Origin of the sequence: Pseudoalteromonas sp. NSLLW24, assembly GCF_015864725.1 — a bacterium.
GTDB lineage: Bacteria > Pseudomonadota > Gammaproteobacteria > Enterobacterales > Alteromonadaceae > Pseudoalteromonas > Pseudoalteromonas arctica.
In genome coordinates this window covers 1-23,881 of sequence record NZ_JADYWQ010000005.1, presented here as the reverse complement: position 1 = coordinate 23,881, position 23,881 = coordinate 1, and the positions used below count along the sequence as shown (strand labels likewise).

At 39.3% G+C, this 23,881-nt stretch carries 21 protein-coding genes and 1 tRNA gene; 7 read left to right on the top strand and 15 right to left on the bottom strand.

What is annotated here, in order from left to right; all coding sequences use genetic code 11:
• Window positions 1-15: 15 nt before the first annotated feature.
• Together rplC and rpsJ are read right to left on the bottom strand one after the other, a co-directional pair.
• Complete coding sequence (rplC, locus tag I6E72_RS06420; RefSeq protein ID WP_002957898.1) at window positions 16-651, bottom strand: 50S ribosomal protein L3; 636 nt, start codon at window positions 649-651, stop codon at window positions 16-18.
• Between the two features lie 27 nt (window positions 652-678).
• Window positions 679-990: a 30S ribosomal protein S10 gene (gene rpsJ / locus I6E72_RS06415; RefSeq protein ID WP_002957900.1), complete on the bottom strand. Its 312-nt coding sequence runs from the start codon at window positions 988-990 to the stop codon at window positions 679-681.
• Between the two features lie 417 nt (window positions 991-1,407).
• Between rpsJ and plsB the strand changes: the two genes are divergently transcribed.
• On the top strand, window positions 1,408-3,846 hold the full coding sequence (plsB, locus tag I6E72_RS06410) for a glycerol-3-phosphate 1-O-acyltransferase PlsB (RefSeq protein WP_197111532.1): 2,439 nt from the start codon (window positions 1,408-1,410) through the stop codon (window positions 3,844-3,846).
• Window positions 3,847-3,867: 21 nt separating this feature from the next.
• Here plsB and tesB read toward each other — a convergent pair whose 3' ends face one another.
• The gene (tesB, locus tag I6E72_RS06405; protein ID WP_002957902.1) at window positions 3,868-4,725 is read right to left on the bottom strand and encodes an acyl-CoA thioesterase II; all 858 of its coding nucleotides are present in this window, start codon (window positions 4,723-4,725) and stop codon (window positions 3,868-3,870) included.
• A 77-nt stretch (window positions 4,726-4,802) separates the two neighbouring features.
• On the opposite strand from tesB, the gene I6E72_RS06400 reads away from it, so the two are divergent.
• Both I6E72_RS06400 and I6E72_RS06395 read left to right on the top strand, forming a co-directional pair.
• Window positions 4,803-5,261, top strand: coding sequence for an EVE domain-containing protein (locus tag I6E72_RS06400; protein ID WP_007587049.1), 459 nt, complete (start codon window positions 4,803-4,805; stop codon window positions 5,259-5,261).
• A gap of 69 nt (window positions 5,262-5,330) precedes the next feature.
• Window positions 5,331-6,365: a cytosolic protein gene (locus I6E72_RS06395; RefSeq protein ID WP_165722380.1), complete on the top strand. Its 1,035-nt coding sequence runs from the start codon at window positions 5,331-5,333 to the stop codon at window positions 6,363-6,365.
• Between the two features lie 36 nt (window positions 6,366-6,401).
• Here the strand turns inward: I6E72_RS06395 and I6E72_RS19730 are convergent, their stop codons facing one another.
• Window positions 6,402-6,599, bottom strand: coding sequence for a PLDc N-terminal domain-containing protein (locus I6E72_RS19730; RefSeq protein ID WP_007587044.1), 198 nt, complete (start codon window positions 6,597-6,599; stop codon window positions 6,402-6,404).
• A complete protein-coding gene (locus I6E72_RS06390) occupies window positions 6,599-7,666 on the bottom strand; it encodes a potassium channel family protein (RefSeq protein ID WP_007587041.1) in 1,068 nt (355 codons plus the stop codon). Before I6E72_RS06390 ends, I6E72_RS19730 begins: the two co-directional genes overlap by 1 nt.
• Before the next feature lie 169 nt (window positions 7,667-7,835).
• Between I6E72_RS06390 and I6E72_RS06385 the strand changes: the two genes are divergently transcribed.
• On the top strand, window positions 7,836-9,146 hold the full coding sequence (locus I6E72_RS06385; protein WP_197111531.1) for a short-chain fatty acid transporter: 1,311 nt from the start codon (window positions 7,836-7,838) through the stop codon (window positions 9,144-9,146).
• A 46-nt stretch (window positions 9,147-9,192) separates the two neighbouring features.
• Here the strand turns inward: I6E72_RS06385 and I6E72_RS06380 are convergent, their stop codons facing one another.
• The 6 genes from I6E72_RS06380 to I6E72_RS06355 all read right to left on the bottom strand — a co-directional run bounded on the left by I6E72_RS06380 (window position 9,193) and on the right by I6E72_RS06355 (window position 14,740).
• On the bottom strand, window positions 9,193-11,343 hold the full coding sequence (locus tag I6E72_RS06380; RefSeq protein WP_197111529.1) for a peptidase domain-containing ABC transporter: 2,151 nt from the start codon (window positions 11,341-11,343) through the stop codon (window positions 9,193-9,195).
• Window positions 11,344-11,369: 26 nt separating this feature from the next.
• The gene (locus tag I6E72_RS06375) at window positions 11,370-11,672 is read right to left on the bottom strand and encodes a hypothetical protein (RefSeq protein WP_139047204.1); all 303 of its coding nucleotides are present in this window, start codon (window positions 11,670-11,672) and stop codon (window positions 11,370-11,372) included.
• A gap of 134 nt (window positions 11,673-11,806) precedes the next feature.
• Window positions 11,807-11,992 carry a hypothetical protein gene (locus tag I6E72_RS06370; protein ID WP_007587028.1) on the bottom strand — a complete coding sequence of 62 codons (186 nt, stop codon included), beginning with the start codon at window positions 11,990-11,992 and terminating at the stop codon, window positions 11,807-11,809.
• Between the two features lie 12 nt (window positions 11,993-12,004).
• The gene (locus tag I6E72_RS06365; RefSeq protein WP_007587027.1) at window positions 12,005-12,148 is read right to left on the bottom strand and encodes a class IIb bacteriocin, lactobin A/cerein 7B family; all 144 of its coding nucleotides are present in this window, start codon (window positions 12,146-12,148) and stop codon (window positions 12,005-12,007) included.
• A gap of 202 nt (window positions 12,149-12,350) precedes the next feature.
• Window positions 12,351-13,592, bottom strand: a complete 1,242-nt coding sequence (locus I6E72_RS06360) for an HlyD family efflux transporter periplasmic adaptor subunit (protein ID WP_197102037.1) — start codon at window positions 13,590-13,592, stop codon at window positions 12,351-12,353.
• Between the two features lie 131 nt (window positions 13,593-13,723).
• On the bottom strand, window positions 13,724-14,740 hold the full coding sequence (locus I6E72_RS06355) for a metalloprotease (RefSeq protein ID WP_197111527.1): 1,017 nt from the start codon (window positions 14,738-14,740) through the stop codon (window positions 13,724-13,726).
• A gap of 166 nt (window positions 14,741-14,906) precedes the next feature.
• On the opposite strand from I6E72_RS06355, the gene I6E72_RS06350 reads away from it, so the two are divergent.
• Window positions 14,907-16,118 carry an EAL domain-containing response regulator gene (locus I6E72_RS06350; RefSeq protein WP_165722366.1) on the top strand — a complete coding sequence of 404 codons (1,212 nt, stop codon included), beginning with the start codon at window positions 14,907-14,909 and terminating at the stop codon, window positions 16,116-16,118.
• Window positions 16,119-16,150: 32 nt separating this feature from the next.
• On the opposite strand, the gene I6E72_RS06345 is transcribed toward I6E72_RS06350, so the two are convergent.
• The gene (locus tag I6E72_RS06345; RefSeq protein WP_007587021.1) at window positions 16,151-17,227 is read right to left on the bottom strand and encodes a hemolysin family protein; all 1,077 of its coding nucleotides are present in this window, start codon (window positions 17,225-17,227) and stop codon (window positions 16,151-16,153) included.
• Between the two features lie 84 nt (window positions 17,228-17,311).
• Here I6E72_RS06345 and I6E72_RS06340 point away from each other — a divergent pair, with 84 nt between their 5' ends.
• Window positions 17,312-19,807 carry an alpha/beta hydrolase family protein gene (locus I6E72_RS06340; RefSeq protein ID WP_197111525.1) on the top strand — a complete coding sequence of 832 codons (2,496 nt, stop codon included), beginning with the start codon at window positions 17,312-17,314 and terminating at the stop codon, window positions 19,805-19,807.
• A gap of 216 nt (window positions 19,808-20,023) precedes the next feature.
• Window positions 20,024-20,728, top strand: coding sequence for a response regulator transcription factor (locus I6E72_RS06335; RefSeq protein WP_002957913.1), 705 nt, complete (start codon window positions 20,024-20,026; stop codon window positions 20,726-20,728).
• On the opposite strand, the gene I6E72_RS06330 is transcribed toward I6E72_RS06335, so the two are convergent.
• The 3 genes from I6E72_RS06330 to I6E72_RS06320 all read right to left on the bottom strand — a co-directional run bounded on the left by I6E72_RS06330 (window position 20,725) and on the right by I6E72_RS06320 (window position 23,881).
• Entirely contained in the window at window positions 20,725-22,236 is a 1,512-nt protein-coding gene (locus I6E72_RS06330; protein WP_007587019.1) for a YifB family Mg chelatase-like AAA ATPase, read from the bottom strand. The two genes, I6E72_RS06335 and I6E72_RS06330, sit on opposite strands and share 4 nt — an antisense overlap.
• 34 nt (window positions 22,237-22,270) lie before the next feature.
• The gene (locus I6E72_RS06325; protein ID WP_007587018.1) at window positions 22,271-22,885 is read right to left on the bottom strand and encodes a trimeric intracellular cation channel family protein; all 615 of its coding nucleotides are present in this window, start codon (window positions 22,883-22,885) and stop codon (window positions 22,271-22,273) included.
• 919 nt (window positions 22,886-23,804) lie between these two features.
• A tRNA-Met gene (locus tag I6E72_RS06320) sits at window positions 23,805-23,881 on the bottom strand.

The window sequence follows — 23,881 nt, the reverse complement described above, 5'->3', positions numbered from 1 at the left end:
CTAAATCTCCAGGACTTATGCTTTAACAGCTGGTTTAACGATAACGTCACCGCCAATAGCTCCAGGTACTGCACCCTTAACTAAAAGCAAATTACGCTCAGCGTCAACGCGAACTAGTTCTAAGTTTTGAGTCGTTACACGCTCAGCACCCATATGACCGGCCATTTTCTTACCTTTAAACACCTTACCAGGTGATTGGTTTTGACCGATTGAACCAGGAGCACGGTGAGATAGAGAGTTACCATGTGTAGCGTCTTGCATGCTGAAATTCCAGCGCTTAACACCACCTTGGAAACCTTTACCTTTAGAAGTACCGGTTACGTCAACCTTGTTGATTTCGTTGAATAATTCAACAGTAAGCTCAGCGCCTACTTCAAAATCGCCTTCACCACCGTTAAGGCGGAATTCCCACAGACCGCGACCCGCTTCAACACCAGCTTTAGCGAAATGACCCGCTTTAGCTTTGTTTACACGACTTGCTTTTTTAGTGCCTGCGGTTACTTGAAGCGCGTTATAACCGTCTGTTGCGTCAGATTTGATCTGAGCAATGCGGTTAGGTGTCGCTTCAATAACTGTCACAGGGATAGATACACCATCTTCAGTGAAGATTCGTGTCATACCCACTTTACGACCGACTAGACCTAATGCCATTTTCCTAAAACCTCTCTAATCTTTCGATTAACCCAGGCTGATTTGAACATCAACACCAGCAGCAAGATCTAAACGCATAAGCGCGTCTACAGTCTTGTCAGTTGGTTCTACGATGTCTATCAGACGTTTATGGGTGCGGATCTCGTACTGATCACGCGCATCTTTATTAACGTGCGGTGAAGTTAGTACAGTAAAACGTTCAAAGCGTGTAGGTAGTGGGATTGGACCACGTACTTGTGCGCCAGTGCGTTTCGCAGTTTCCACGATTTCTGCCGTTGATTGGTCAATCAAACGGTGGTCAAAAGCTTTTAGGCGAATACGAATGCGTTGATTTGACATTCTTAACCTCAATATAAAGAGCATATAAAAGAGCATAAAAAAACGACCGAAACAATCTTAAAACTTAAGATGTCGGCTGTTTGATTATATCTACGTTGAGTTCCAAATCGGAACTCCTGTTTATTAGCTTGAAATCCAAGCTTAATTTATCCTTTCTAGTTCCCAGAGGAATTTTGAAAGCCTGCGTATTATAGAGGTATTGGTGATAAATGCAACAACTATTTAGAAACAATACAATGCCTATAAATTTGATTAAATAAGCACCCATACATGCTTACTAGCTATACTTGAACTAATACCTCTACTGTTAGTCAATAAACAAGTTAACACCTTAATTACGCAAACTAAGGGATTTTTAGATATTATGGTATCCTACTGCGCTAATTTTGCCCTTAATACTCTCAATATGGTGAGTCGATGCGTATTTTTAATTATTGTTTAAATGTTATGTCTGCTGGATTTAGCCGCTTATTTGTAAAAAGCAAAGTGCTGCCAGAAAATCCGATTAAACAGTATGATCTAAACCCTGAGTACCCTACATTTTATATAGTGCGTTTAAATTCACGATTTGATTTAGCGGCTCTCGCACATGCGTGTAAAAAAAATGGTCTACCTAGCCCAACCGAAGAGCAAGTATTAGGTAACCAAGATTTAGACCGTTTTATTGGTATTAAAAATCCACCACCACTGTTTGGTGATGAAGCTAAGCCAACCAATGCTTTAGCTCAAGGTAAACAAATTATTGAATACCTAATACAAAGTGGGCAGCAAAACGTACAAGTGGTTCCGGTTACTATTTTATGGGGTCGCGACCCGGGTAAAGAAAAGCCGGGGCTACGCACTTTAATTACGCACTCTCTAACTCCTAGCTGGTTTAGAAAGTTTTTTGTGGTGTTGTTTTCAGGACGCGACAACTTTATTCGCTTTAGCCAACCACTCGACTTATCGCTTTTAGTCAATGAAAAAGCCGATGTAAGCGAGTTACCACATAAATTATTACGTGTAGCACGTGTTCACTTTAAGCGCCAAAAGCTAGCTGCTACAGGCCCTAAGATGCCCTCTCGTGAACAATTATTTAATTCATTATTAGCGTCACCTACAATAAAAAAAGCAATTCAAGATGAAGCTAAAGCTAAAAACATTAGCCAAACAGAAGCCCGCCAAAATGCACTTAAGCTACTTGATGAGATAGCCGCTAATTACTCTGAAGCAATGATACGTGTGGCCGAGCGATTTTTAACTTGGTTGTGGAATAAGCTCTATAACGGTATTGATATTAAACACGCAGAACAAATTCATGAACTAACAGATAAAGGCCATGAAATAATCTATATGCCTTGTCATCGCAGTCATATGGATTACTTACTGCTTACTTACTCTATTTATCATTTAGGCTTAGTTCCACCACATATAGCTGCAGGTATAAATCTTAACTTTTTCCCTGCCGGTGGCATATTTAGACGCTCTGGGGCATTCTTTATTCGTCGCTCGTTTGCAGGCAATAAACTTTATTCTGCCATATTCAAAGAGTATTTAAGCCAACTGTTTATTAAAGGTTACTCTGTTAAGTTTTACACGGAAGGCGGTCGAAGCCGAACTGGGCGCTTACTTCCGCCTAAAACGGGTATGCTATCTATGACATTACAAGCAATGCTACGCGGAATAGACAGACCAATATCTATCGTTCCTGTGTACATTGGCTACGAGCACGTCATGGAAATTAACACCTACCTTAAAGAGCTGGATGGAAAAGATAAAAAAGGCGAATCTATATTTGGTATTTTTAAGGCAATCAAAAACCTTAAAAACTACGGTCGTGGTAATTTAAACTTTGGTGATCCAATCTCGATTAACCAATACTTAAACGATAACCAACCTGATTGGCGTGATTCAATACACCCTACCGATGTGCAAAAGCCACAATGGTTAGCGCCACAAGTAACTAAACTTGCCGACCAAGTAATGGTTAAAATTAATAATGCGGCGGCGCTTAATGCGGTTAACTTACTAGCGATGATATTGCTGGTTAACGATAAACAAGCATTGAGTAAACCAAAGCTATTAGCACAACTTGATTTTTATCTGCGCTTACAGCGCGATGCAAGCTATAGCGATAAAGTAACCGCGCCAGACGAAACACCAGAGCAATTACTAACGCATGCATTAAAGCTGAATAAGTTTGAAGTTATCAGTGATGAATTTGGCGAAATTATTACTATTAGCGATAAAGAAAAAGTACTGTTTAATTACTACCGAAACAACATTTTGCACTTGTTTGCAGTACCAAGCTTAATTGCACTACATCTATTTAAACAACACAGCACAACTATTGAGCAATGCCAGCAACTTGTAAAAACGTTTTATCCGTTATTTGCTAAAGAATGGTATTTACAGCCTCTTGATGAGAGCTACATAACACGTATTTTAGCTAACTTTGCTGATCAAAATTTAATTGAGTTTGATGGCGATAACATTCATATAACGAACAGTAATGACTGCTTAGCTAAGCTAGAAATGCTTGGACGAGCACTTAGTTTTACTCTACAACGTTACGCTATTGTGATTGGTTTTATTCAAACAAGTGATGGCATTGAAAAAGCAGAATTAGAACGAGAGAGCCAAGTGCTTGCACAGCGTTTAGGCACACTGCATGGTATTAAAACACCTGAATTTTTTGATAAAAAAGTACTTGTTAGTTTTATCGAGAACTTACGTGGCGAGTCGTTAATAACAGAGGGTGATAAAGGCTTAGTAGGCAGTACACAACTTTGCGAAACCTACGCACACCTTAAAACATTACTGCCAGCACGCGTCTGGCAGTCAATCAGCGATATAGTACAAGATCAGTGTAACTAGTACTATATCTATAAAAGGGGGTTAGCGCTGACGCATAACCCCTTCTTGCATTGTTGAGGCAACCAAGTTGCCTTGGCGATCAAAAAACTGCCCACGTACCAAACCACACCCATTACTCGCACTTGGACTATCAATTGAATACAAAATCCAATCATCCATTCTAAATGGGCGATGAAACCACATTGCATGATCAATAGTAGCTACTTGCATATTTGGCTGCATAAACGATACACCATGAGGCTGCAATGCTGTTGGTAAAAACTCAAAGTCAGAGGCATACGCTAATAAGTAATTGTGGATGCGCTGATCGTCTGGCATTTCACCATTAGCTTTAAACCAAATATGCTTTACCGGCTCCATAACTTCTGGTTTAAACGGGTTATGAAAAGTAACTGGTCGCATTTCAATTGGCATTTCACGCGTAAACTTATTACGGATGACTTCAGGGATATGCGAAGCGTTATCTTGATAAAACTCAAGTGATGAGCGTAACTCTTCAGGTGCGGGTACATCAGGCATTGTTGCTTGATGCGACAAACCATTTTCTTCACCCTGAAACGACGCTGTCATATAAAAAATTGGCTTACCGTACTGAATCGCTTTTACTCGGCGAGTACTAAAGCTCTTTCCATCGCGAATAGTTTCGACATCATAAACAATCGGTTTAGCTGGATCGCCTGGGCGTAAAAAGTAAGAATGTAATGAATGAACTATACGCCCCTCAGGTAGAGTTTCTTTAGCGGCAGAAAGCGCCTGCCCCATAACTTGACCGCCAAACACAGCACCAAAGCCTAAATCTTGGCTTTGTCCTCGATATAAACCTTGCTCAATTTCTTCAAGTGTTAACAACGACAATAAATCATCTAATACTTGGCTCATTACTTCTTCCTCATTACCCTAGTATCCAAATGATACTATACAATAGTGGGAAGTAAATATTTGTTAGGAATACTGTTATGGCTTACTGGCTATTTAAAACTGAACCCGATGCGTTTTCATTAGATGATTTAAAAAACGCACCAAAACAAACGACTCTTTGGGAAGGCGTGCGTAATTACCAAGCGCGAAACTTCATGCGTGATGGCGTTAAGCTCGGTGATTCAGTGATGATTTACCATTCAAGCTGTAAACACGTAGGTGTAGCGGGTATTGCCGAAGTGACACACGATGCCTACCCAGATCCTACTCAGTTTGATTTAAGTAGCGACTATTACGATGCAAAAGCCACCAGCGACAAACCACGCTGGGTTGTTGTTGAGGTTACTTACCAAAGCCATTTAAAAAAATTAATTAGCCTTAAAGATATTAAAGCCAATAATAATATTACTGAAATCGCACTTAAAAAAGGCGGACGACTATCAATAATGCCTGTTACTAAAAATGACTGGGATGAAATAATCAAAATGGCGCAGTAACACCCTCTCGGTTTGACCTAATTTCATTGAGTTTGATATGATCCGCGCCGACTTATAGCTGGAGGATTAATGAAATTACTGTATTGGTTAGATGAATGGTTAACTCTCCCGCGCAATGAGCAACAAACTCGATTACCCATGACGGGTAGTGATTTACTCGGCGATGTATTTGTTAAGTATGATTTTGTTGACGTTAATAAGCCCCTGCTTTTTACCTTTTCACCCGCAGGCACTAACGTGCAAGAGCAAGATCTCAATCCTGATTTTGCACCATGGGGTTATCACTTAGCTCAAAAACAAAACGTAAACGTAATCGCTTTTCAGCATTTAGGTAAAAGTAATTGGTTTCGTAATCGTAATTTAATCTTTTTTCTCGAGCAATTATCAACATTACTTACGCCGTTTAATTGTCGATTAGGCTATGGCTTAAGCCGTGGCGGATTTGCTGTTGGCGCTTTTGCTAAACTATTAAAGCTAAACCAAGTACTGTTCTTTCACCCGGTAAGTACTAAAAATAAAGAATTAGTACCCTGGGATGACCGCTCTAGTACCGATATAGCTCAGCAGTTTGACTGGCAACAAGATTATCACGATCTAGATTTAGGAGATGCCCAAGGCTATATTATTTACGATCCTACTAATCGTATAGACCGAATGCACGCCAAGCGCTATAAGCAGTTAACTCACTTGCGAGTATTTGGTATGGGACATGGCACACACGCTACATATTTGAATAAGTTTGGGTTTTATAAGCAAGTAGCCGTTGATTTCATTCAACATCAGCAAATAGATATTGCACAGTTTCGCCTGCAAACCAAAACCTTACGCTTAAAAGAAGATTATTATCAAAGTCTCAATACGGCTAATGCAGACTCCCCCCATCGTTTAGCATTATTGAGTACAGCGCATAAAATTTTAGCTGATGAAAAAGAAGTGTATGTACAAGAGCATCAAGCAAAAATTGATATTCAGCCATTAATAGATGTGGCACTTAAGCACCAAGATGAGCACCCTAATGATGCTATTCAGCTATTAGAAGTCGCCCAGCAACTTCTACCTGACGACCCTCTAATTGAGCATAAACTCAAACAGTTGGAAGAGTAATTATTCCAACTAAAACGGCTATAAAGGCTAACTACTCTATTTAGCCTTTTTCTTTTTGTGCCTATGCTTGGGCACAATGGTAAAGTACATCATTAAACCTAACCAAGAAAATATAATGATTCCCATTAGCCAGCCATTCTTTTCATGACCCTGTGTACGCTTACTGTTGAGTACAATAACGACAGGTAATATGTAAGCACTTAAAACAACAATTAAAAATACAACTTCATTCATTATTTTTCTAGGCTCGACCAGTCTACTTCACTACTTAATACTCGATCTACCGATATATAGTGCAAAATATCGCCTTCACTTACTTTGTAATCTAATGGTGGGTTTAAATCCATATTTTGCGCACTTAAATTATGGGCAACACCTAACAGTATTGCATCATGCTCAAGCTTAAAATGATGAAACAAAGTACCAAACTCCATATCTTTGCAGCCACTTGGTACTTTCAAGCTAAATTGTGTATCGCCGTGCAAAGTAGATAGCAGCTCCTCTTGCACACGGCTCGAACCAGGGTCTTGCATTGAGCGTACTAATATCTCAGCTGATTTTGCACTACTACATTCTACATTTTGGCAATGCTCTAACATCATCTCAACTTTAGTTTCATCTAAAAAGTGAGCACTTATATGACAATCATCTTTTACTAAGCGACTTATGCGCAGGGCTGTCGTAAATGTCTGGTCGTCATCTTGACCATCAATAATCACCTTATCAGCACTACGAATAGCTACACGCTCTAGTTCAGCTAAATTTGTAAAACTCGTTAAACGTGCAAAATCAACGCTTTCGTTAGCTAAAAAAGGATGATCCATTTGCTCTGTTACCGCGAGTAAAATACGACGGTCAGTACGTTTCGTATCTGCCAAAATGTAATCAATCATCTTTTTTGTACGAGTGTCGTGCCAACCAAAAATAATAATATGGTGGTTACTGTGGGCAAAGTTTTTATCACCAGTCATAGCGCGCCTAATTAAGTAAGTAACAGTTTGTCCTGCTTTTCCTAGCAAAACACCAAATAAAGCTAAACCAAATGGAATTTGTATTAATGCAACCACCCAACGACCAAGATCAGTAGTTGGACTAAAGTCACCATATCCCACTGTTGATGTTGTTACTGTGTAATAGTAAAAAAAGGTAGTAAGCGAGGTTAACGCTTTCTCATTCGCTATAAATAGTAAGCTCCATGTTAATAGCATATGAGTCAAAATAGCTAATGCCACTGCTTGCCAACTCAACTGATCTATATGAGCGCGAACAAGTAACGCTAGCCTTTTAAATATCACCGGCATAATACAAAGTCTTCGTTAGTAAATTATCTATAAACAGTACGTTACTGTAAGCGATGCTTTTAAGCAATGTTTAAGCTTTTAACCGCAAATATAAGACTAAATGCTGTTTGCCAATGATGATTTTTCATGATTAATTAGCGTTAAAATAATAACCAAAACAGTTGTGCTTATGCTTAATAAAATAGCCCGCCCTTTTACTAAAATTGTAGAGCGCTATCTTCCCGACCCTTTTATATTTGTAATTTTACTTACAATAATCACCCTTATTAGTGCGAGCTTATTTACAACCGCAACCAACATTGAAGTATTACAAGCGTGGGGAGGTGGATTTTGGAACTTATTAAGTTTTGCTATGCAAATGCTGCTGGTGTTAATTACGGGCTACATGTTGGCAAGTACGCCACCTATAAGTAAGTTATTAGAAAAACTAGCAACACTCGCAAATACAGCACCTAAAGCAATTATATTGGTAACGCTTATTTCGCTTTTAGCGAGCTGGATAAATTGGGGATTTGGCTTAGTTATTGGTGCTCTTTTTGCCAAGGCAATTGCTAAACATACTCGTGTTGATTATCGATTATTAGTAGCCAGCGCTTACTCAGGTTTTGTTGTATGGCATGGCGGATTAGCTGGCTCGATTCCTTTAACTATCGCAACCGATGGTCACTTTTCAGAGGCCAGCATTGGTATTATTAGTACAGAGCACACTTTATTTGCGGGCTTTAATATAGCCATATTAGTTGGTTTATTCATTATTATGCCGCTCGTTAATCGCTATATGCTACCAAGCGAGCAAGAAAGCGTATATATCGACCCAGCTCTTTTACAAGAGACAACACCTAAGCCCACAACAATAACCAGACCCGCCCAACATTTGGAACAAAGTAAACTACTCGGCATGACAATTGGCTTATTAGGTTTGGCATATTTAGGTTATTACTTTTTTATTGCTGGCGGAAACTTAAACCTTAATAGCGTTATTGCCGTATTTTTGTTTTTAGCTATTACGCTTCATCAAACACCCCATAATTTACTTAACAGTCTGCAACAAGCAATTCCAAGCGGGGCTGGCATCGTTATTCAATTTCCTTTTTATGCTGGCATTATGGCGGTAATGGTTGATAGCGGATTAGCACAACAGATATCACGTGGCTTTATTGCCGTTGCAGATGCTGATAGCTTGCCATTTTTTAGTTTTATAAGTGCAGGACTCGTTAATATGTTTGTACCCTCTGGCGGCGGCCAATGGGCAGTACAAGCGCCTATTGTAATACCTGCAGCACAAGAGCTAGGTGCCGATATATCTCGCGTTGCAATGGCTGTTGCGTGGGGTGATGCGTGGACTAATTTAATTCAACCTTTTTGGGCATTACCCGTCCTTGCTATCGCAGGCTTAAAAGCAAAAGATATTATGGGGTTTTGTGTTGTGCAGTTGTTTGTGACTGGGGTTTTTATATCGCTGGTATTGAGCTTTTATTAACTGTAAACATAATAAAAAGGCGTGTAATACACACGCCTTGATTGTTTTATGCACTCTCGCTCTGCTGTTGTAGCTCCACCAACCTACCCTCTTTCAGTTGATAGACTTTGCTGGCCATGTTAATGGTTTCTTGGCGATGAGCAATCATAATCCGTGTGATGGGTAAGTGCTGAATTTGTTCACTTATTTTGGCTTCGTTGCCTTTGTCTAAATGACTAGTCGCTTCATCCATAAACAACACGCAGGGCGATTGATACAACGCTCGCGCTAATAATAGCCGCTGCACCTGCCCGCCCGACAAGTTTGATCCCATATCACCTACTAATGAGTTATAACCCATAGTCATTTTGGTAATATCATCATGAATAGCTGCATGTCGGGCACATTGCTCTATTTTTAAGTAATTGGGCTGTGGGTCAAAAAAGCTGATGTTATCGGCGATTGAGCCAGCTAACAATGTGTCATCCTGCATCACTGCAGCTATTTGTTTACGGTAGTTTTTAAGACCAAACTGGGTGATATCTTTACCATCCAGCAGCACTTTACCCGAGGTCGGCTGTAATAACCCCAGCATAATTTTCATTAGCGTAGTTTTACCCGCGCCAGATGGTCCTGTAATCGCAATCGAGTCACCGGTATTCAGCGTTAAATTAACATTATTTAAAATCGGCACTTGCTCTTCACTGTAACTAAAGCAAATATTCTCGAGCGTAAGCTGGCCTCTCACTTTACCTTCGTCATCACCTGTATAGGCCATTTCACCGTCACGATTAGCTTCTTGTTTCGTGAGTGCTATATCTGCAATACGGTCTAAGTGTAAGCGCATCATTTTGAATTGAATAATTTGCTCAATTAAGTTGGCAAAGCGGCTGGTTAACTGGTTTTTATAAGCAATAAACGCCAGTACCATACCAACAGACAAGCTATTGCTCATAACTAGCAATGCAGCAAAGTAAATCACCAATACATTTTCAAGGCCAAATAACAGCTTGTTAAATGAATCAAAGCTAATGTTTAAACGCCCTAAACGAATTTCACTGTTTATTACCTCTGCATAACGGTTTTGCCAAATTCCTTGGCGCTGCGATTCATTACCAAACAATTTTATAGTTTGCATACCCCGAATATTTTCTAAAAAGTTCGATTGCTCTTTGGCAGATGATTGAATCATTTCTTCGGTGGCTTGATGTAGTGGACGATACAGCGCTAAACGTACCAAGGTATATAGTACAATTGCACCAACAACTACCGCAGTGAGTTTTAGCGAATAAATTAGCATCATAATCAATACGGTAATGCCCATTACGCCATCGACCAGTGTTTCTACAAACCCTGTAGTTATGCGCTCCCGTATTTGCGCTAATGAGCCAAAGCGCGAGACAATATCGCCAATATGGCGGGACTCAAAATAGTTCATTGGCAAGCGCAATAAGTGCCTGAGCAAATTCACGCCCATTTGCATATTGAGCAAACTCGAAAGCCGTAAAATTAGCCAACTTCGTACCGCATTAGTCACCACTGAAATTATCGCAATCAGAGCAAAACCCATGGCAAGTACCGTTAATAACGATTCATCAAAACTAATGAGTACTTCATCCACCACCCACTGCATATAATAAGGGGTCATCAAAGCAAATAATTGCAATACCAGTGACAACGCAATCAGTTTTATTAGCCCTGCTTTTAAGCCCTTCATTGAGCTCCAAAGTTGGGTAAACTTCATCTGTGCTTGTTCTTGTTTGGCTTCAAACTGACTGGTTGGAGTCAGCTCTAAACAAATACCGGTAAAGTGTTTACTAAACTCATTACTATTTAAACTGCGTTTACCTACAGCAGGGTCATTAATTGCAAATTTAGCTGCAACACCTTTGCTAGAGACTTTGGTCAGCACCACAAAGTGATTCATATCCCAATGCAATATACACGGCGTTTGCAGTTTATGAACTTCATCAAGCGGGCATTGTAGCGCACGGCTAGCTAGCCCTAAATTATCACCTAGCTCAATCAACTGCTGTAAGTTCATACCCTTTAGATTAGCCGAAAAGCGTTTTCGCATGGCAGGCATATCCAGCTTATGACCGCGATAACATGCCACCATAGCCATTGAGGCAAGGCCGCATTCGGCTATTTCGGATTGGAGAATCACTGGGACTGGTTTTGAGAGTGAAAAAGTTATAAGTCCATTTGCAGAGTTCATAATTACCTTAGTCAAACAACATTTTATTAATCAAGCTCATTTTTTGAGAAAATAGCCATTGAATCTAACTTCAGCATAACTCGTATTACTATCGCGGAGACACCCAAAGTACAAGTAATAATCCAAAAATCAACTAGCTCTAAGGCACCATTGAGGCTTAATCTTAAAATAATAAAATTACCTCCCATAAAGAAAACCATAGAGATAAAAATATATAACGCCCATTTTTTATTTTTATATATACCCGTTAGAATAGCTAAAGAAAACCCAAGAGTTACAGTAAAGAAAGCTAGCTCACCGTATGAAATTACATTATCACTAAGCAGCAAATTGACGTCTTTTATAATTACATATACAGACCCTAGGACTATCAAAGAACACATTGCAAAAATTGATACGATCGCGGATAGCTTCATTTTAAATAAAGAAGGGAATAAATCCCCTTCTATCTCCTCTATTATAATTACTCAGCGGCGTTATGATATACTGCAGCTATACCACCTACAATTGCACCAAAACCAGCTCCAATCCCAATTGCAGTAGCCAAACCGCCTGCAGTAATCGACGAGCTAGCATATAGACCAGCAATAATAAAAGGTAGTGGGCCACCATTTATTTCTTGTATTTCATTACTTGTTAATTCTCTCATTGCAAGACCCTCCTATTTTCTAATTGCATTATAAGTTGCTATACCACTAATGATTGCAGCAAAGCTTGCAACTTCTCCATAGACTGCTATTGCTACAAACAGGGGGAATGGACCACCACTTACTTCTTTAAGTTCATTTACATTTAATTCACGCATAATGTTATACTCCATAAATCCGATGCTTTTTAGTTAAGTCATCGGGTTGTTAATATGCTCCCCTTCAATAAAGGTGAGCGATTAATAGGCTGGCTTTAGCTGCTCGCTAAAGTTAACTAAAGCTGGCCGTCTTTTTCGGTTGTTTGCATTTAGCAAACCACCAAAACTTTCAAATTTTTCTTTATTTCATAAAGCGCTACACTTAACTTACTCGCCCTTTTAGGCTGTACAGTGGCTCGAGTAACCACTCGATTAATGTGCGCTGCTCCAACATAATATCCGCCTCAAACAACATGCCGCTTTTCAGCTCAAACGCCTTACCATAGGCCTGCATTTGTTGTTGGCTGAGTCTTGCTCGCAAGCGATATACTGGCTCTTGCAGTGCTATAGGCAAACGTATTTCATTTGGGGTAATGAGTGCTTTGTCGATGCGGATAATTTTACTGTTAATGAAACCAAAGCGTTGATAAGGGAAAGCATCAAAACGCAGGCGCGTATCGTTACCTAGCTGTATAAAGCCTGCTGAACGTGTTGGTAGCAGCAACTCTGCTACTAGCTCTGAGCCTTCGGGAATAATATGCAACAGTGGTTTGGCTTGGGTAAGTGTTTCGCCTTCAACCACTTGAATGCCAGTAACAACACCGCTGTTACTGGCTGTTATGGTATATTGATAGTTACTTTTAATTTGTGTGAGCTGGTTTTGAATATCCGCTTGTTGGCGTTTAAGACTATTTATACGCAACGTATACTGCTGGGGCACATTGGCAATATTAAAGCTAAGTTGACTTAATTGGTTTTCTTGCTGCATCAGCAAGCGCGCTAGGTTTTGTTTTTCTTGCTTAGCATCTAACAGGGCTTGCTGCTGTTGCTCTCGCTCGATGTTTGATAAAAAGCCATTTTTATTAAGTTGATTAAGGTTGCTTTGTTGGCGGTTAAGTAGCCCTAATTTTTCATCAGCCAGAACTAGTTGACTTTGTAATGCAGCTTGCTCATTAGTAAGTGCACGTTTTTGCGCTTGCAAGTTAAGTGACTCTTGCTTTTTTAGGGTAAGGTTTTGTGTTATCTCATCATTGAGCAACTGTATTTGCATACTTAGCTGCTCAACAAGCTGGGTACTCAAGGCTATGCCTTGGCTGTTATTTTGTTGCACAATAATGGTCGCCAACGGCTGACCTTTAGTAACGGCATCACCCTCTTGTACAAATAGCAGCTCAATCATACCACCTTGACTAGCAAAGCTTTGGATTATCCCTTTATTGGGTATTAAAAACCCCCGAACTGTTTCCTTGCGGGAATACTCTGCTGTAAATAAAAAGCTTATCACTACAATCGCAATACATACCAAAACAAATACGATAAGTTTTATTGATAGTGGTTGTGCTAGCGTAATCACACCAGTTAAACGCTCACTTTGCTGAGCGACAGCTTCCTTTCTAAATAACATCCAGTTGATCCGCTAAGATTGTTCTAATTTATATTACACTAGAATTCAATTAACAATAAATCAACATAAAAGTCGAAAAATAAAATATTAATGCAAAAAACTAACTTATTTAGTTAGAAAAAATAAAAATACTAGCTCGATAAAATAGTCATCGGCAGGCTCAATATTGGATTTTCCGAATCGGCAAAGTGCATCATTACAGCTACATGCCCAGCGACTACAACTGCATACATTACCGCTGAAAAGCCTTGGCCATATTTATCTAGCGGCATTAAGTGTGAGTAGTGACGGCCTCGCCACTCAAATACAATTTCCAGCGCACCTACAAACAAAAAGAATACCAGTAACATTAAGCCAAAGGTGTAGCTCAGCCATAAGCCAAATAGTACGCCTAATAAGCATACGCTTAAACCAATCCATGAACGCATTGAAAAGCTAATACTTTTTAATACATGCCCGCCATCAAGCGGTAAAATAGGTAACAAGTTAAATAAATTTAATAACGCACTAAGAACTGCCACACCTGCAAATATTTCCATCTCGGTGGCGTAATATAAAACGACACCCAGTACCGAGGTAATTAAACCAAATGCAGGCCCCATTAGCGATATAACTACATCTTGCCAACGAGTCGTTATTTTGTCGTCACTTACAGCTAGCCCACCTACAAATGGGATTAAGTAAATACCTTTGGTTTTTATGCCAAAGTATTTCATTGCTCGCACATGGCCGTATTCGTGTACAACTAAACACCCAATTAGCATTAATGCAAATTCTATACTAAATAACCACGCATAGCCTGCAACAGAAGCCCCTGCAAGCACTACTTTAATTACCTTAGCACTTTTAAAAAGCTTAAAACCTAATGCAGCCAGACCTAAAAAGCCTTTTTTAGGTGATCCATTTGTAGGTGCTGGTAACGCAAGTTGTGTCACAAATTGCTCATCCACAAAGAGCGAAATGCTTTGCTCTTCCACTGCCGCTGTATCAATACCTATTACTTTGTTGTCGTAAGTAAATTGAAAATAGTTTTCACGAGGGTTATCAAAGGTAATGGCTTGTTGCGCGTGAAATACCTGCACAATTCTTTGCCCAGACACCATAAGCGAAAATGGTTGCTCGGCTAAAGTAAGATCTATTCTTATCATAATTAAGACCGTTTAAAATAATGGCGCTAGTATACCTAATCAGCTTAAAAACACGAGTGAAGGTGCTAGGTAACTATTTTCAAAATAAAAGTATTTGATACTGACAAAATAAAAAAACACTACTACTTTTATAGTAACTCCAAGCGATACATTGAAAGGGATAACAGTGGACAAAATAGTGCCTAATATTTTAGTTGTTGACGATTCAAAAGCAATTTTGATCGTTATGGAAGCTATACTTAACGAATTGGGTATGTCTAACACTATAACTACGTGCCTGAATGCAAAAGAAGCTCTTGAAAAAGTTAAAGAGGATATCAACTACTTTGATGCTATTTTTACTGATCTCAATATGCCCGAAATGGACGGCATGGAACTAATCCGCCACTTAGGAGAGTTACATTATCAAGGCGGTATTATAATTGTTTCTGAAATGGACCATAAAGTTATTAGCTTAGCTGCCAATCTCGCGAAACAACATAACGCTCACCTCATTGGTAATATTTCAAAGCCAGTGCAACTGTCTCAGGTTAGTAGGTTACTTATTAAAGTGGCGCAATTAAACAGCCACACTTTATTAAAAGAGTCAGCCATTTCACAAGATGAGCTTATTGATGCATTAAAAAACGATGAAATAACGCCTTTTTACCAACCAAAAATAAACGCTGATAACAATAAAATTGAAAGCGTTGAAGTCTTAGCACGTATTTTATCAAGTAAAGACGGCAATATTATTTTACCTAACCGTTTTATAAACACTGCCGAACAACACAACTTAATTAATCAAATTACATTTTCTCTTTTTGAAAAGGCCACCAGCGAATTCAAAAATATGAAAGCGCAACTAGGTCATGATTTTAAAATGGCATTTAATTTATCGCCAACTCAGCTCGACGACTTAAACTGCCCTAATAAATTACTGCTCATTTTAGAATTAAACCAACTCACGCCTAGTAACATAATTATAGAAATAACAGAACAACATGCACTCTCAAGCCTCATGCAATTAGAAACACTAAACAGATTAAGAATGCATGGCTTTGGTATATCGCTAGACGACTTTGGTGTTGGTTTTACTAATATGAATCAGCTTCGAAATCTTCCTTTTACTGAAATTAAAATAGACCGTTCACTTATTAGCCATATAGAAACAGATTTATTTTCTCAAGTGGTCGTAAGTTCGTTATTTAATATTACGAGTAAAGATAATTTAGACTTAGTAGCAGAAGGCGTTGAACGACCAGAAGAGCTCGTTTATTTAAGGCATTATAAAAGAAAACTAGCTATACAAGGTTTTTTATTTAGCCGCCCTAAACCACAAGACGAATTTATATCTTGGGCTAAAGATTGGCTGAAAACTGATGGCAGCCCCGCTTAAAGAGGTATTAATATTTAATCGGGGCTGGTTAACTAATTATCACCCCGAGTGTGTTTATCTTCTTCACTGACTATATGCGCACTACTTGCTAAACGTTTGTGCCAACGCTGCCTTGCTACTGCGCGCATATTAGTAGATTGGTCACGCTCATCTACAATCTCTAGCCCCATTAAAGCTTCAATCATATCCTCTAGCGTTACAATACCTTGCACGTCACCGTACTCATCTACAACTAGGCATATATGCGTGCGCTTTGTTAAAAGAGTTTGCAGTAACGACGATACATTTTGAGAACTCGGCACCGTATAAATAGGCTTAATCAATTTGCTAATTTTGTAATCGGTACCTAAACGGTGAAATGCCAGCATAATATCGTTTTTATGCACAAACCCAACAATATCGTCGCTGTCTTTATCAAATACCAATATACGAGAAAATGACGACGAGCCGTGATCGTTTAAATACTGATTCACTGTTAAGTCTTTGTGGATTTTAAAAATAACCGTTCGAGGCGTCATTAAGTCGCATAATTTTGCATGTCTAAAATGCAATAAATTACGAATTATTTCGGACTCATCCTGATGTAATGCACCCGACTCCGTACCTATATCAGCCATTGCCTCTATCTCTTGACGAATATAGTAAGCCTCATCGTGCTTTGGACCCATTAAATTTGTTAGCTTTTGTGCAAACCATACAAAAGGCTTTAGCAATATAACTAAAAACCTCAAAGCGTAAGTAACACTTGGCGTTAGAGCTCGCCAGTAATTAGCCCCCAAGGTTTTAGGAATAATTTCAGAAAGAATTAATACGAGGAATGTCATAATGGCTGATGCAATGCCTACAGCCGCATCGGAAAACACGACAGCTGCCTGTGCGCCTACCCCAGCAGCACCCGCAGTATGGGCAACCGTATTTAAAGTTAAAATAGCAGCTAAAGGCTGATCTATATTGTTTTTAAGTTTTTCGAGCTGTTTAGCAAGCTCAGGATGATCTTTCCTAAGTGATGCAACATAGCTGGGCGAAATACTTAATAACACAGCCTCCATCACAGAACATAAAAACGAAATAACAATCGCCACTACCATATAAACTATCAGTAAAGTCACTTTCTCTCCTCTATATTGGATATGTGAGCATGGTATCAATACATGCTATATTTGGCCAAACTTCCAATAATAATAGGCATAATAATGAAATTTAGCGCACCATGGTGTCATCAAAATAAGCTATTTAAGTACGCAGCAGCTCTTTTAACGCTTAGCAGCTTAAGCTTTGCTGCAATAGCTGCACCATTGGATAAATCAAAAATTCAGTTTATCGGCCCACTTGCCGAGGACATGCAGTTAAAGCCTTTTCAAACACCTCATGGCAATGCCATTATTAATAACCTATTGCCGCAGCTACAAGCAGACTCAGATAGTTTTTCTGTATTTGGGAAAAAACAAAACTGGCAGCCGTTTAATAAAATCAATGCGCTCACTTTAGGTGGGTTACAGGCACTAAAATTTAATATTGAAACAACCCGCTTTACACAAGGTGCGCTTACCTTAAAAGGGATTGAGCAAGGTCAGTTATTTATTAATGGCGAACTACAAACAGGTGATAAAAATAGCTATAAGTTAGCTTTAAATAACAGTACTCACTCTATTTTAATAGTAGCCCAACAAGTAGCTAATTGGCACGATGTAACGCTTGATTTTGCACCTAAAAGCGACGTTGATAAAATTACGCTTAGCGCCTCACAAACAAAACGCTTATCTGCAAAACAATTGTTTGATGCCCCTACAATCAGTCAATTATCACTCGCACCTAATGCTAAGCAGTACGTTACTACTACTCGCACTTATAGCGATAAAACACAAAACCAAGCAAATACAGTTACTGTACTTAAAGATTCAGATAATCAAACGCTTTATCGCTTCGAAGCAGGCCAACCAAGTAACATTATTTGGAGTCCAGATAACCAATATTTAGTGTATTTGTTAAATGGTGAGCTTAAACAACTTAGCCGTAAAAACTTCTCAATAAAAACATTAGCAAACGATTTAGAAGGAGCCAATGGCTTTACCTTTTATAACGACACCAGTCTTTTGTTTAGCTGGTCTAAATCACCTGAGAGCACTAACAGCTTAACCAAGCACTATAAAGGTCTACAAGATCGCTGGTCGTATGCACGTACCACCAGTCAAATTTACATGCTTGATACTAAAAGTGGTTTAACAAAAGCACTTAGCCAAGGTCCTCTTTCTTACAGCCTTGAAGATTCAAATAGTAACCGTGGCAAAATATTAATGAGCCGCCCAGTAATGGCAATGCAAGCATCAACCCACCCTGAAACAGAGTTAGCCGAACTCGATTTAAAATCAAACAAGCTTTCATCGCTTGGTAAATTCAAAACATTTAATTTAGCCAAATACGCAAATAAAGATATTTATGTAATTGCAGGCCCTGACTTTAAAAATGGCGCAGGCAGAGCTCTACCAAAAGCAATGCTTGCTAATAACTACGACGGGCAACTTTACCTACTTACTGAAGGCGGTAAAAACGTAAAAGCACTTAGTAAACAATTCGATTCTGCTATTGGCCAACTGCACGTTTTAGAAAACGGCGATGCGCTCATTAAAGTAACAGAGCAAGACACTCAACCGCTTTACCTATTTGATTTAAGTAAACAGCGCTTTAAAAAGTTAAATACAGGATTGGATATTGTTGAACAATTTAGTTACTCACACGACCGTAATACCGAAATTTTATTAAGTGGCACTAACGCTTTAGCGCCACAACAGCTAAAACGCCTTAACGTCAGTAAAAATAAAACAGATTTAATATGGGATTCAAAACCAAGTAGCTATGCAAATACACGACTCCCTACATTAGAGGAGTTTAATTTTAAAAATAAACATGGGGTTGAAATAACTGGCCGCGTTTATATTCCTAGCAATTTAGATAAAACTAAAAAGCACCCGGCGCTCGTGTATTACTACGGCGGCACTTCACCAGTTACGCGTGGTTTTACAGGTCGTTATCCGTTTAACTTATGGGCAGAAAATGGCTACGTTGTTTATGTAGTACAGCCTACTGGCGCAACAGGGTTTGGACAAAAGTTTTCAGCGCAGCATGTTAATGCCTGGGGCGACTACACTGCAGACGATATTATCGAAGGCACGCAAGCCTTTTTAAAGAAATACAACTATGTTGATAGTGAAAAGGTAGGAAATTTAGGGGCATCATACGGTGGCTTCATGACCATGTTATTGGCAACTAAAACCGATATATTTAGTGCTTCAATAGCTCATGCGGGTATTTCTAATATTACCTCGTATTGGGGTGAAGGTTGGTGGGGCTACTTATATTCTGGCGAAGCATCAAAAAATAGCTTCCCATGGAATAACCCTGAGCTTTACAGCCAACATAGCCCTGTATTTCATGCCGACAAAGTAACAACACCTATGCTACTTCTTCATGGTGATAGTGATACCAATGTACCTGTTGGCGAAAGCTTAACAATGTACACTGCGCTTAAACTGCTTAATAAGGACGTAGAGTTAATCGAATACAAAGGCGCCGACCACCAAATTTTTGCACGCGATAAACGATTTGATTGGTGGAACACCATGCTCGCATACTTTGATAAAAAGCTAAAAGATGAACCTCAATGGTGGGACTCAATGTATAAAAATAACTGAGCCTGAACCTTTAAAATAACGACTTAATACAGATTTATTAATAGTAGTATTAATTATTTAGCACCTTTTAATTAGTTTAAAGGTGCTAACCTCATCCTCTAATAACGTCTTATACACCTTTGAAATATTAAGTTACTTAAAACTAATAAACCCCCTTCTCAGCATTTACCTAATGGTGCTACCATACAGAGCTATAAGCATTCAAAATAAAGTACTATGGCTATTAATGTTTTATTGGTTGAAGACGATGAACTACTCGTTAAACGCATCCAAAATCACTTTGCAGATACCGAATTTACAATAGAGGTAGACCCAACTGGCGCTGATGCACTTAACATTGTAAGGCAGCGGGTAAACCTGCGCGGTGCTATATCATTAGCCATAATTGACATTGTTTTGCCAAAGCGTGATGGGCTTCAGCTGGCAAAAGAATTAAACACACTTACCGATATTGGCGTTATTGTATTATCGAGTCGTGACTCCCAAGCCGATCGTATTGCAGGCCTTGCACAAGGTGCTGATGACTATATTTGTAAGCCCGTCGATTTACTTGAGTTAGAACTTCGCATGCGCGCGCTCTATAAGCGTGTTGCCGTTAACCTAGAAGACGACGAAAGCGAAGAGTTTATAGAATATGCTGACTTTAAGCTTCACCCCGATAACCGCACATTAATTACTGCTGCAGGCGTTGAATCACGCTTAACTGAAGCCGAACATAAAGTGCTTATTTGCTTAATTAGTAATGCGGGTAAAGCCACATCCCGTGAAAAAATATCAGAAGAAATAGGCCAGCCCGATTGGAGTCCAAACGATCGTACTGTTGATGTGCTGATTGGTCGTTTACGTAAAAAATTAAATGACGAAAAAGATCAAAAACGCATTGTTACCGTACGCGGTAAAGGGTATATGCTTTCTATTTAATACTTAGTTAATTGCGCAATAAGGCGCTCAAATGCGCGGTAATTAAGTGCCTCTTTAAGCTCATTTAAACTAATGTTTTCAGCGCCTTTTAAATCACTAATAGTCCGCGCCACTTTAATCACTCTATGATAAGAGCGTGGCGATAAAGACAACTTCTCGCTTGCTCTGGCTAAAAACTGCAACTCTGCTGGCGCCAGTACACAGTGCACACTCATTTCTTTATTATTAAGCCTCGCATTAACCTTACCTTGACGTTTTAGTTGTAGATAATAAGCCGTTTCAACTCTTGCTCTAACCTCAGCACTACTTTCCTCCGGCTGAGTACTTTGTAGTTCAACACTCGTTAAACGAGGTAGTTCTATTTGCAAATCAATACGGTCAATAAAAGGCCCCGACACGCGCGATAAATAACGCATAACTTGATCGGGAGTTGCCCGCTTATCTGTATGACTTCCTGTTGGGCTTGGATTTAATGCTGTAATAAGCTGAAACTGCGCCGGAAACTCCATTTGCCTAGCTGCACGTGAAATAGTAACTGTACCGGTTTCCATTGGCTCACGCAGTGAATCAAGTACCTTACGCTCGAATTCCGGTAACTCATCTAAGAAGAGCACACCATTATGTGCCAGAGAAATTTCACCAGGTTTGGGATTCGAAGAGCCCCCCACCAAGGCAACAGCTGAACAAGTATGATGTGGATTACGAAATGGCCGCTGTCGCCAATTAGTTAAATCTATGGATTGCCCAATAATAGAGTAAAGCGCAGCTGTCGAAATAGCTTCATCGTCCGACATAGTAGGCATTATAGTTGCCATTCGCTGGGCCAGCATCGATTTACCAGTACCTGGAGGGCCTAAAAATAATAAATTATGCCCGCCAGCTGCAGCAATTTCGAGTACTCGCTTTGCACCGGGCTGACCTTTCACATCGCTTAAATCAAGTAAAAAGTCAGGGGCTTGTGTGCAGTCGGGATATTCTATATTTAATGGTAAGGGTTGTTGATTAAGTAAATCCCCCCACACTTCTTGAATAGAGCTTACGGCTTTGCGTTTAACGCCATTAACTAGGCTTGCTAGGCTGTCGTTTGCAAGAGGTAAAAAGCAGCAACGATCTTGCTCTTTTGCAGCAAGTACCGAAGGTAAAATAGCGTTTACACCACGCACCTCACCATTAAGAGCAAGCTCACCATAAAACTCGTACTTGTGAATATCAGGACACACTATTTGCCCAGAGGCGACTAAAATACCCACCGCAATAGCAAGATCAAACCGTCCGCCATCTTTTGGCAAATCGGCAGGGGCTAAATTTACAGTTATTCGTTGATCGGGAAAACCAAATTGTGAGTTTTCGAGTGCGCTACGTACTCTATCTTTTGATTCTTTAACGGACGCTTCGGGCAGGCCTACTATATGAAAAGCGGGTAAACCATTTCCTAGGTGAACTTCTACAATAACTTCAGGGGCATTTATACCCACTTGAGCACGAGAAAATATACGAGCTAACGACATTCCTTATCCTAGTAAATGGTGTGATTACACCAGTTTAGTCAGGATATTTAAAAACGTGTAATGTGATTTGCCATTTTATAGCAGCTAAACGAAGTAATAAGGTCATTAACATACCTAATACCATCGCCATTTCGGTTACTAACGAAAAACTAATGCCAAGCGTATAAACAGTGCCACCCGCTATACAGGTAATAGCGTAAAGCTCACCTTTTAATAGCATAGGGATCTCGCGTGCAAGCACATCTCGAATTAACCCACCAAAGCAGCCTGTAATTACAGCCATAATTACCGCAGTCATATCGGGCATACCAACAAGCTGCGCTTTTTGCGCCCCCATTACTGCAAAAAAAGCTAAACCAAACGCATCCGCTGTTTGTAAAATATAATGAGGTATCGGCTTTTGTTTATTTATAAGGCGTGTTGTAACAAATACTGAAGCTAGTATGGCAAAAAAGTAACTTTGATCGTGTAACCAAAACACAGGAACATCTAAAATTAGATCTCGCACTGTACCACCACCAATAGCGGTTACCGTCGCTAAAACTACGACTCCAAAGCCATCCATTTTTTTTTCGTACGCTAGCAAAGTGCCCGACACAGCAAACACCGCAATGCCTATTAAATCAAACCAGTGATAAAGTTCTGTCATGTGATGTGTATTGTTACTTAAAATCTTTTAACCGTTTTAACATAAAATACTCTTTTTTAAAAAATAAGTTATTTGTTAAACGTCACAGATATTAGAGTAAAGTCATTAAATAAAGCAGAATATAAGGTATTTTATCAAACTGCTGACACAAAAAATCACTCGATAAAGAGTGCGATTTTGTTTTAAATTTTTAGGTATTTAATTTCAGTGGTTGCGGGAGCTTGAGTTTATAAAAAGCGAACCGACGACCTTCGCTTACTTGTGCAAAGTGTTTTGCGCAGTAACAGTGGGTTTAAATTTATAAGAATTTATTAAACTGCAGACGCAAAAAATCACTCGATAAAGAGTGCTATTTTGTTTTAACTTTTTAGGTATTTAATTTCGGTGGTTGCGGGAGCTTGAGTTTGTAAAAAGCGAACCGACGACCTTCGCTTACTTATGCAAAGTGTTTTGCGCAGTAACGGTGAGTTTTATAATTATAGGAATTTATTAAACTGCAGACGCAAAAAATCACTCGATAAAGAGTGCTATTTTGTTTTGAATTTTTAGATATTTAATTTCAGTGGTTGCGGGAGCTTGAGTTTGTAAAAAGCGAACCGACGACCTTCGCTTACTTATGCAGAGTATTTTGCGTAGTAACGGTGAGTTTTATAATTATAGGAATTAATTAAACTGCAGACGCAAAAAATCACTCGATAAAGAGTGCGATTTTGTTTTAGCTTTTTATGTATTTAATTTCAGTAGTTGCGGGAGCTTGAGTTTGTAAAAAGCGAACCGACGACCTTCGCTTACTTGTGCAAAGTGTTTTGCGCAGTAACGGTGAGTTTTATAATTATAAGAATTTATTAAACTGCAGACGCAAAAAATCACTCGATAAAGAGTGCTATTTTGTTTTAACTTTTTAGGTATTTAATTTCAGTGGTTGCGGGAGCCGGATTTGAACCGACGACCTTCGGGTTATGAGCCCGACGAGCTACCAGACTGCTCCATCCCGCG